General features: G+C 36.4%; 3 protein-coding genes (1 of these 3 running past the window's edge). All 3 read right to left on the bottom strand.

The features are described from left to right. Tightly spaced (each overlapping or abutting the next), the 3 genes in view from JKP34_RS10845 to JKP34_RS10835 form a layout consistent with a single transcriptional unit that may run on beyond the window. On the bottom strand, nt 1-5829 hold the 5' portion of the coding sequence (locus JKP34_RS10845; RefSeq protein WP_201920962.1) for a T9SS type A sorting domain-containing protein. 3366 nt of this gene lie to the left of the window's left edge; only the first 5829 of its 9195 coding nucleotides appear in the window; its start codon is at nt 5827-5829; the stop codon falls past the left edge of the window. Beyond that, nucleotides 5826-7808, bottom strand: coding sequence for a fibronectin type III domain-containing protein (locus JKP34_RS10840; RefSeq protein WP_201920960.1), 1983 nt, complete (start codon nt 7806-7808; stop codon nt 5826-5828). Before JKP34_RS10840 ends, JKP34_RS10845 begins: the two co-directional genes overlap by 4 nt. Beyond that, complete coding sequence (locus JKP34_RS10835) at nt 7808-12439, bottom strand: hypothetical protein (protein WP_201920958.1); 4632 nt, start codon at nt 12437-12439, stop codon at nt 7808-7810. The genes JKP34_RS10840 and JKP34_RS10835 overlap by 1 nt, the downstream gene beginning before the upstream one ends.

Below are 12439 nucleotides of genomic sequence, written 5' to 3'. Positions count from 1 at the left end.
AATACCTCCTTTTAAACCTGAAGCCGATAGTCCGTTAGTAACCGGAATAGTTGTCGGCCAGTATACAGTATAAGGTGCATTCCCTCCTGTTACAGATAAATCAACCGAACCATTAGCGATACCACAAGTAGCTTGCGTAGCGTTAGCTATTGATACTGACAAGGCTTCATCGCCTCCTACAAAAACAGTATCTGTAATAGCACAACCGCTTTGGTCACTTAGCTGATAGTAGTAAGTTCCTTTACTTATATTACTAAGTAGAGAGCCATTACCTACTAATGCATTTTGGCTATTGTACCATTCAATACTATAGCCTGGAACACCTCCTGTGATATTTAATGTAACTGATGCATTAGCTGCTCCGCAAGTGGCTTGTGAGATATCAGCTACCGTTGCGGACAGATTTGTTTGTTCTTCTAAATAAACTGAATCTCTCTTCTGACAGCCCATCGCATCTTCTACTATCACAATGTAGTCTCCTGCCATTAAAGCATCAGCTGCTAACAGCTGTCCACCTTTATACAACCAATTGGTGGTATAAGGTGCTACTCCGCCACTGATGTTTGTAACCACCTCACCATTAGCTTCACCACATCCAGGTTGATTGAGGATGTTATAGTCTATAGTTATTTCATCGGGTGAGTTAAAAGTAAAGTTTAAGGTATCGGAGATACAAGAGCCCGAACTAGCCACCAACTGAAATGTACCTGCAGGAATAACATCAAATAAAGCTGTATCTGTAGCTGCTATTTTAAATGAATCTGTTGCATTCCACAGTTTATAGGCCAAGTTGCCATTAGTGGAAGTTAATTGTAATAGGCCATCATTACCGCCATAACAACTTACATCTGTTTGGTTTAGCACTTCAACATTGAGCATAAGTGGCTCTACTGTAAAGGTGGTTGATTCCTCACAACCCTTACTATCTCTTATGGTTAAAACATGCTCACCTATTGTTAAAGATTCTGTAAATCTAAACACACCACCATTAGGCACAAATGATTCATACGTGCCATTATTAAACTTGTACTCATAACCATTTTTTGGCCAGCCACCTTCCACATTTCCATGAACTATTATTTCTGATGGATTGGCACAATTGTAACTAGTAGTAGACTGAACATCAGCATAAAGAGGTAGTGGAGACCTACTGATGGATACCTCTTTACGAGCCACTACCCGACAAGCACCTTCAGCACTTAGCCTCACTTCTACTTTATAATTAGCTGGAGCAAGATCCGTTAATTCAAGTATATTCTCAGCAAATAAATCTCCATTTTTTAATACTTTAATATTAAAAAATGATAAGCTTTTTTCATCACCATAACTAGGATAAATAGAAAGACTTCCATCTGTGGCATCATAACAACTTACATCTTCCTTTTCAACATTAAGAAGCAGCTGAGGAGTAATAGAAATGGTATCTGTCTTGGAAATCAAACAACTATTGTCAAAAGACTGAGCGTAGTAATTAGTATCCTTCAGTAAAACTTCGTAGATACCACCGCTCTCTAAGCTATCGAACAACACTGTTGACTGCAAGTATCCATTTTCATCTGTCCATAAGGAATCTGCCTCTCTCCAACTATTTTGATTATCAATTGAGAATAGATGCTTCCCATCTCCACCGAATGCATATACTCTTAACTTTGCATTATCAGAATTGGCACAGGTAGATGGTTCTATCACTGTTTCAGTAATCACAAGAGAATCGAATCTATCTTTAACAGTTTCTAATTGCTCAACACTGCAACCTTCATCGTCTAATACTTTTACACGATAATCACCAATGAACAAATCCTCAAATGCAAAATAACCAGAAGCAGAAGTGATTTCTGATGTTAGTAGATTATCTGCATCGTCATATAATTCAACAGTATATGTTCCATCGCTAGAGCGCCCATTAATTGCCTGAACTTTTAATATTGCAGCATTATCTCCCGCACAGGGTGCATAATCATGTGTTAAGGAACTAATCTCGAGTCGAGCAATATCATCAATTGAAAAGGGGATAAAATTCTCAGGACAACCATCTAAATCATCAATAATGGTATAGAAGTAATCACCACTTGTAGCTACTAAGGTAAGCTCAGTAGCCCATCCTGATTCTCCTGGAATTGGGTTTTTATCACTATCATAAAAAGTGATAAGATATTCTCCATTTTCATTAGGTACTCCTCCCCTAGGTTCTACAGTAAATTCTCCATCTGAACCTCGAAAGCAAGTAGGTGGTGACTTAGACGTAGTTACCCCGATTTCTAAGGGTTCTTTTAGCTCGAAGGTACCTGTCTCGTCTTCATCCTGTGTTTTACCTGAAAAGTTATTCTTATCTAATACCTCTATGGTATAAAAACCTGCATCTACATTGTTAAATGTAACCGTACCCCCATCAACTGAAAGAGTTTTTTCATCAAATGTATCTCCTGATTCAGTAAATAATATTACTCTATATTCAGGAATACCCCCATCTACTGTTACATGGATTTCATCAACCCCATCAAAACATTGAATATTATAATTTCCATTATCATAAGTTGAAAGGTCATAAATTAATTCTAAGGGATCAGGCTCTTTTAGTGAATAATAAACAGGATCAAGTGCACATCCTAAATTATCTGTTGCTTCAAGTCGATACTCAATAGGATCTCCATTACTATCTGAAGCTCTCAGATTATTGAAAATGTTACTGGTATTAGCTGATGCTTGTTGTTCAGCTATTTTATTATTATTGTCATCAAATAGCTTAAGAACATAAGGTTCTTCTCCCCCTAAATAAGTTACTTCTAGCATACCATCAGATCCTCCATAAACAGAGACATGATAATCAGTCGAATTATTTTCGAATTTAACCTCTAACTCATTTTTGGTCATTTGAAATGCTTGGCTAGGCTGATTAATTGTGAATGAGAATTGATCAAATTGGCACCCTTCACCATCTTCACCGTTTAATTTATATACACCATAAGGAAGGTTTTTTAAGGTTAGGCTTACGCTACTATTAACATCATAAGTGAAAGCGCTGTAATTACTAAATTCAGATTCACTAGGCAGTTTTCTTTGTAGATTAAGATTATAATTATTCAAATCACCCTGAGTATTACTCATGGAGAGATTAATATTAGTATCATCACCGAAGCAGATTAGTGGATATGTAGGATTATCTGAATCACCCGCAATAAGGGGCTGCTTTTTTTCCGTGAAATTAATAATGGTACTAGTCGCATCGCATGTGCCATCAAAGACTTCAACATAATAGTCTCTTGCATTATCCAAACCACTTGCACTCACCGTATTTGCTCCGATAGATAGGCCTGTATAAGTTGAGGTCGTAGGTACTTCCGCTTCTGTATCGCTATAACGTAAGATGGCAGAACTAGCCGCTGCATTTAAATCAGAGGCATTATTATTGGCCTCAATTGTAAAAGATACTTTATTTTGATAGCACTGCGCTTGTGTTCTACTGGTAATTGTTAGGCTCAAATAATTTTGTACACGAGGGATATCTTCTTCAAATTCATCTGTTTCAGAGCAACTGCCTTCCTTTAAAGTAAACCTAACATTGTCTTCTTCTTTAAGACCTAAAATAGCTGTAGCATTATCAGACGCATTATAGTCGCTATCGGTATAGTTACTTTCAAAATAATTGCTATTAATTTGCTCCTGAGATATTTCTACATCGTTAATGTAAAGTTTTGATATAGAATAACTGGTATTTGCCTGACTACCTGAATAATTTGTCAGAATTAATTTACCATCTTGCCCATCTTTACAAGTGGGAGCTTTAGGTGTAATTGTGATGTCATAGCTTCGTGTATCAACAATCTCAGCACCATCTAATCTTATACATGAAGGATTTCTAATCAGTGCCACTGTATATTTACCTGCAGGTAAATCAAAAGTTTGCTCACTGTTGTTATCATCAGAATCAAGAGATTTAGTACCTGCTTCAGTCCAAGCAGTCTCAATTGATGTTTGACCCGTGTATTCTTGTTCATACACTTTAAGAGTCATACTTTCATCTACCCCCGATGGAGTGAAATAAATGGTACCATCAGAACCACCAATACAAGATGGAATGGTCGGTGGTGTTTCAGCCGTTAGTCCTAATTGGTCTGGTTGGCTAATGGTAATTTCACTCGACTCTATCCAGTTACAGAAAGTAGATTCATTTTTTTTATAGCGGACCCGTATTTTGTACACACCAGCTTCAACATTGCTAAATTGAATTTCTGTTCCACTGTCTTCTGACTTTAAATAACCAGAAACAGCTGAGAAAATGCTGCCAGATTTCTTGAGCAGCTCATATTCCAATTCGTCTCCACTTTGCCTTTCTGCCATTGCTGTTAAGGTGGTGTTATCACCAAAACAATTCAAGGAAGTGTTTGCTGCTGCTATGTCTTGGCTAATAGCAACTACGGGAGCATCAGGGATTTTAAAATAATACCTTTGAGTACAGGCATCATCTTGAATTACTATTTCGCCACTTTCGTTTTCCTGCATTGGGGTAACTTGTATGTCATAATAGCCCTCACCAAAATCTCTGCCTATTTCCTCATCATTCTCATTAAGATAATTTCCTTTAGAGAATATGAATTTATTCTCATTATTTTTTTCGACTAAAAGTACGTAACCATCTGGACGTACTGCCGTTATTGATACAGGTCCTGTAAATACATCACCATTAGTATCCTCTTGATAGACATTTTCTAATTCTATTATATCACCACCTGGTCCCTCTTCAAACTTGAATAAATTAATTTGCACCCATTGCAAGTTATCGTCTGTATTTGTAAAAGAAACAGTTGCATTATTCTTCGCATTTTCATCAACATCTTCTAGATTCGGACAACTAGGTGGTAAGAAAGTAATATTTTCAAAAACTGGCGGGAGTATAACCTCAATATCTAAAATAGTATAAAAATTTGAAGCCGTAGAGAAAGACCATTCATTAGCTATTATGGCACCCTCACTGTTTGTACTTAATTCTGCTCTGGAAAAAATCAATTCTATATCTCCCGAGCCGATAGTATTAAAGTCTATATCAAAAACATATTCATCACTTTCTTGTAGAACCAGTCTTGGACGAATCGGTTTTGTACCTAAAGAATGTAAAGTTTGTTCACCATTTCTTCGATAATACATGTATTGAGTGGGAAAATTATCGAATTGGTAACATGTTACTCCAGCTCTAGTACCTTCAATAAAGGCAACCCCAAAAGTTTGAATTGTTTCATCTGCGCAGATGGTGGATGGAATGGGGTCTAATGAACTAGCAAGAACTCCACTATTCATCCAATAAGCCTCAGCTTCTTGCTTTTTAAGATATAAATTAAATTCTCTTTTTCCGTCAATAGCAACGGTGCACGTTTCTGGGTCACCACCACCTCCACCACCACTTGAACATTCGCTAGCGGATTTTTTAGTTACAGTTAATGCATCAGTATTCGTGAGTCCATAGGCACCACCATCACATGATATAGCAACAGCAATACTCACACTTCTTATAGGAGCATTTTCTTCCCAAATGATTGAAGCAGAACTAAATGGAGAACCTGCACCTTCGTACCGAGTACCACCAGTTGAAAAAGTACCGCCTGTTACCTGCCATAGATAGCTATAAGAAGTGTTCCCAAGAGTACATGGTGAATAGCTATCACTTTTCTGTATGCTGTAAGGTTCACCAGAGCCATCGGTACAAACTCTTGGTGCACCTACAATTACAAAATTGTTATTAGTTTGATTTATATTATAACTTTCAGCTATCTCAGCCTTAACATAAGGCATGAATGGCATAATAAGAATATAAATAAATAAGAATAATTTTTTCATAAAAATACAAGCTTTACGTTCGCTTTAGATTTTACGTTAGAATCTATTATTTCAATTTTTCCATTCTCGTAAGGCACCGTTTTAAGTAAATTCCACTGCTCATTGCTTTTTACATAAATATTGCTTGTAGAATAGTGATCACTATACTTAGTTTCCCAGAAAATTGTAGTTAGCCCTTTGTCATCAATTGTTACATTGTAAATTACGTTCAGGTCGTTTTTTTCATCATTAAAACTAAACTGAAATGGCTTTGAGACAGCCTCATTTCCTGAGGAATCTACTGCCACTAACCTTAATGAAATCTTATTTATATTTTGAGGCAATTGTTTCTTGAAAAATAAACTATTAGTATCAACAACTCCCACTAATTTATAATTCTGTACATTTTTTTGATAAATTAAATATTTATCGATGTCTATACTACTACTTTTTAACCAACTCATCTTGTATGAATCACCTTCTTTTATAACTGAGCTTATTATCGGTGTTGCAGGTGGCACAATGTCTGGAAGTTTTACTTTGAAGGGCTCACTTAATTCAGAAGTATTACCAACTTCATCTACAGCGCTTAAGTAGAAGATTCGTTCATTATTGATAAACTTTAGGTTTTCAATAACAACTACAGAGGTATCATTTGTCTTGATTTCTTTTACAAGGCTGGGCTCAATCCCATTGAACATAGATTTATACAATCGAAAGCCGGCAACATCAGATTCCGGTAATTTATTCCATTTGAGAATAATCAATGAATCAGAAATTTCAAACCCATCAATTATTGGTTGACTCGGAGGAACACTATCAATTACGTTATAAAGAATAGGAAGGCTATATTGAATTTTATCAAAAAAACTTACACCAACTCTATAGTAATTATTAGTAATCGGTGACTTGTCTATTAGTACTTCCTTATTTCCTTTACCTTTATCTACTAGTTCATAATTCCCGTCAGCCTTTTGGGAACGCTCCAGAAAAACGTTATCAATATATTGCATATCTCCTTTATACTTAATTCTAGCATTAACGCTTTTATTGTCTCCTATAAATAGACTATCAATTGAAGCAAATGGACTTTCATAGACCGGCAGAATTTCTACCTTTAAAGTATCAGAAGGAGCACTAATTCTACCAAAAATATCTTTACCTTTTACTCTATAAAATACAGTACCTTCACTCCTTGCAGTATCTACATAACTAGCATATTGATTTGATATCGTTGGTCCTTCATCCAGATTGATAATAGGTAATTCATTCATTGCCTCAAACTCTAAGCTTTCATCAGCCTTTTCTACAATAAAGCTAGAATACACTTCTAGCAAAGAGGATTTAAACCAAAGCACCTGTGTCAAACCGTTTTCCTGAATTGAATGGCTCATTTGTGGTCTTGGGTTAGGACCTTTATCTAAAGGACCAAAAAAAACTGAACCTGTATCCAGTTTCATGGTAGAATCTTGATAATTTGGTACTATAGTATATAAATATCTTTCGTTCTCATTTACCTCATAGTCCTTATAAAACAGACCTGATTTCTCTGCCACTTCTATTGATTGATCTGCAGCAAATAGTGCCATTGAAAACCTAGAATCCTGTTCCTTCGCTTTATTTACAATGGAAAAAACATCAGTTTGCTGGTCATTAAAGGCTACATAGTCCCCAAACATACTTTGTGCAGCAATGGCTGCATAGTCATTTGCATTTACTAATTCCTCCCAATTATCTAGAGGTTCTGGTTTAACAGCTTCAAATACTACTTTTTTATCTAAAGGAGTGGGGAGTAATTTACCGTCCCTTTGATAAACAAATTTTTCTAGGCGGTAACCATGTTTTAAACTTTTGAGCCAAAGAATTGAATTATTAGGAGCCCAGCGTAGTAATATGGCGTTTTCTTCATCGTCATATGCAGCTGCAATTTCAACCTTATCTTGGGCTCTCAAACTTAAAGCAGACAAAAATAATGCTATCGTTATAAGGAATTTATTCATTAGAATCTTCTCGAAGGATTAAATTGAATATTACTTTTACCTAATTCACCATTTGGTAAGCGATAAATCATTTTCGTAGGGTAACCTCCTACTCTAATCATTGGAAAATTCGAATTAATCAGAGTCTCCACCCAATCTGGTTTTTCTTTGTTAACATATTCTAGCGCCATCTCATTCTTGAAGTTTTTATAGTGTCTATTAATCGCCACCGGAACGTTAAATTGTACTCCTACATTCCTTTGACTCACATAAATATCTTGATTGAAACCTACGCTTTGATCAATAGTTAAACCAGCTGAGCGTTGAATGATGATATATTCATTAGTTGGTAAATTATAGCGGCTAGTATGATTATATAATATCGGATTAATATCTTTTTCTATCCAATCGTTACCTGCTGATAAAAACTCTGTTTTAATTAATGGATTATTTCCTCGTATTTCTAACTCATCAAATACCTCATAACCATTAATAAAACTGTATAATAATTTGTATACCCTAAATGAAACATTGTCTATTGTACCAGTTGTTCTATCATAGTAATCTGAAAATAACTTCTCTTCTAAAGTATTGAACTTACTACTACGCATGTAAAAATCATAAATTGACTTTTTCTCTAAATTCTCTACAGTACCTTGAGCCTGATTCGTTTCAACCTCAAAATCTATTTGTCTATCTGCTAACTCCTCTCCTAACTGAATTCTATCTGTTCTTCTTGTAACATTAGCATCTATAGAGGTGTTTTGATTTGTAGGCACCCGTAAAAGTTCAAAATGAAGTACCTCTCCTTTAGCCACTTGAGGAATGTTGAAGTTTACCTGATTATTATTATTATCGTATGTAAAATCAGATTGAAACTCTTTACCATCTGATGTTGAGAATGAAGCCTTTAGATTCCACTTACCATTTTCCGTATCAAATGGTCTGGTTAACCCGCCTTGATTCAATTTAATATAGCCTCTATCGGTTTCATCCTGATAGAAATTGGCCATTCCTTCAATTGGATAGGTATATGAAACCATATGCTCCGGAATGAAATCAGGTTGAGGTCCAGATTTAAAATTTATTGATAAGGTCTCGGTACTATTTTCTTCTACAGTCTGCCACCCTCCATCAACATACTCCTTAAAGATTATTGAAATTTCAAGCTTCATATCCTTCTCATCAGGCAAAATATCAACAGGCTTCAAAACAGCAACATCCTTTCTACTATTAAATGACATGTCAGTTGCCAAAATACTATTGCCTTGCTTAAGCCTAAAATATTCAACTTCTGCTTTATATCTTAAAGTATTACCATTTAAGTCTTCCAGTTGAAATTCTTTTTCAACCGGAATATTAAAGACAGCCTGAGGTGAAGTAAAAACATCTACTTCAGTAGCCCCATTATCAGGAGTTAATTGCGCAATAACCTTCACATCTTCCAATGGATTGCCACCATCAAGATTTTCCAGTTCACATTCATCTCCTATGGTTACTGTGAAGCTAAATTTACCTTTTACCAAACCGTTTAGGACACTAAATCTACCGGCAGCATCACCTCGCATCCAAAATGGGTTTGGACCTTTCACCTGCATTAAAGCTGCAAGTTCGCCATGGAAAATTTCGACATTCTTTTTAATAAATCTCAGGTTAATTTTCATCCCTATGGTGGCCAACATACCGAAATAGGCTTGACCTTGGGCATACCAACCATTAATACCTACCAGACCTGTTCTGCCTGAACAGGTGGCATTATATCTTTGCATATTTATATCAAAGCCTGCCGTTGCCGCAAAGCGTCCGTAAAACATCAAGAACCTCTTATCCCCAGTATCAATAGTAAAGCGTGCACCAAAAGCAAATCCTTTTCCGGTACTTTGTTCTCCTAATTGTCTGCTATTAGCTCTTATCTGTTCATTTTCGGCTCTCTGCTCAGCAGTTAAGATATCCAATACCAGTTGTGGTGGCGGTGGCATACCAGGAATATTGTGTCCCACCATAAAATAACCTTGAAGTGTAGCTAAACTTAATATGTCGATACCAATAGGGACTGTCGGGTTACCTATGTGTATATACCACTCACCTGGTGCAAAATGAATAACCGCTTTACCAGCCAACCCACCCGGATTAGTCCCCTTAATAAGACCACCAGCTGCATTGATATACATCGATATTTCACCATGGAACGTATCGTTAGTGTTGTCAAAAAGCAGATTAACCTGTCCACTAATTGAAGCACTAGAATTACGCTCTATTTCTTCTCCATTTGAAACCTTAGAGGCCACTTCTTGTACTTTGCTCAAACTACTGCTAAAGGACTGCGTCATAATCTCTACTCCACCGTTGAAGGCAACCTGATTTACACCTCCTGATGAACTAAAGGCAATACTAAATTCTGCATTGCCATTAGCGGTTGTTTCTGCATTTTGAATACTAAATGTAACAGAGGCTTTAATACCTAAGTGATAATTAGGATCTGGTACATAAATAACTCCCGAGGTTGATTTCCCTAGATTTGACCCTAGATTCTCATTTAAACCTTGTTGACGCATATGATAATAAGCCCCACCACCAATACCGTTCAAAGCAAATGGTGGCACCATAGGCATGCCAGTTTTCCACTCTACCAATGCATCAACATACCAATATCTTAAGTTATTAACTTTACCAAAAAGCGCAACGGCTGTTACATCAATAGAAGCAAATTTAGCCTCGACATCACCTCTAAAACCATCGCCATAGGTATTGTCACCTTCATAAAATGTAAGTGAGCCCTTAATAGAAAAACCAGGTCGTTCAACATCTACTGATATTTTGGATAACTCTATCTTGTCATAGCTATAAATCTGTCTTCCCTCAATACTTTCTCTTTTGGCCCAAACAGTAAATCCTGCTCCAGCACCAAAGCCACTATCATCTGCTTTTACCAGATTAACTGTAACATCGGCATAAATGCCAATTCTATTATCATCTGTTCTTAATTCTACTGCATTTATTCCTATTGGAAAGCCACCAGTTTTATTTTCTGAATTATTGGTAAAACCAAATGTCTCGGCTTGTATATATGGTGCTTCAGTTTGTAATACTAATTGTTGAAATACTAGTCCTTTAACTTCTGCCGTCTTTTTTCCTGATTCAGAAGTAGGTGCAATATTCATATTTCCATTTAGGACTGCTTTAGGTTTAAACTTTCCACCCTGAACCTTTAATTCTATGTATGAATCAGCAGTTAAATTTAAATCCGCCTTGAATATATCAAACTGAGCATCATCCTGAAGTTGAGCGATTAACTGGTAGTCATTAGGGCCAAGGATAGTTCCTGAGTATAGCAAGGGTTTTTCTGACTTCATTGAAGGAATCTCAATCTGACCAGCTAAACCAGCAGAAACTAGTTCATTTTGTAGAAAACTAGCATATAAACTATCTACTGATAGTTTCCAGGAATCAGCATCGCCTTCATCTAACGTAAGTAACTCACGAGCAGAGAGACTGCCAGAAAATCCAGATTCATCAATAAGTATTTCTGCGGCTCTAAAAGAAGTTCTTCCTGTTGTGTTCTTTTTATTGAATTCCTTTGGAAGCGTAACTACTAATTCCCTAAGATAGAACCCTCTCCAAAGTTCTCTTGTTCCTTCTATAAAATAGGGAGAATCATAATCTGTCGGAAACTTAATATCCGCTGAGTTCCGAGTATCGGAAAAGTCAAAAACCGCATTACTCACTTCAAAACTCCAGCCTTCCAAACTTTTTAATTGGAACCTTGGTAAAGTCAGCTCAACGAGAATGTTATTCCAATCTGTTACAGTTGTTGAGAAATTGGTAGTCAGCCTTTCCTCAGAAGGAGTACCATCAGGATTTTCTTTGATAAATAGATCTTTGGAAAATGTTACGTCAGCATCAATAGCCAATTCTTTGAAACCGTAGCAGTCAAATTCTGCATAGGTGGGTCCAGGTGTTGCAGGATCATCACTCCCTAATAAGGTAATTAAAGCTTTATCACCAGGAAGTGTAATATTTGCATTACCTATCAATTCAAGTCTTCCAACACCGGTAATTCCTCCTTCAGCTGAAAATTCAATACCCCGTCCCATAAAAGACAAAGTATCTTTTGAAGTTTCTAATACCAGGTAGGCATCAACATAAGCATTGGTTTCTGTTAGCTTCAACTTGTGAAAAACAACCGTGTAGGATAAGCCCCCTATGGTTTTTTGTACACCTACAGGTAATTGAAAAGTCATACCTGCCGTTAGCTGGTCTACCAATCGCCCCTCATCTTTTACACTTTGAAGAAGTGCAATAGCCTCACCTGCGAAATATGCTACAGAATCCTGATTGATATTAGGAGATTCTCTATACTTACCCCAGTCTAGAGGATCTAATTCTTCAGTATGGCTTGAAAATGAATTATTTATTTCATCATCGAAACTTCTTTCAAATCTTACAGAACTTTTAAAAATTGACCTAATTTCCCTTTCAGGAATGGAAATATTGAAGCTATTTATGGCCTTTAATCTAACAGGCTTGATACGGTTAACCTTGGTAAGACTTTTACTATCAGAATCACCTGTGAAACCTTCGGCTTTTATATCCGTGTAGGGATTAACTAAAAACGTGACCAATAAAAAAACAAGGAAGTAGAGTTTCTTCAA

The organism is Marivirga atlantica, from assembly GCF_016734805.1.
GTDB lineage: Bacteria > Bacteroidota > Bacteroidia > Cytophagales > Cyclobacteriaceae > Marivirga > Marivirga atlantica.
The sequence above is the reverse complement of the archived record's forward strand: the minus strand, read 5'-3'. Positions and strand labels throughout refer to the sequence as shown.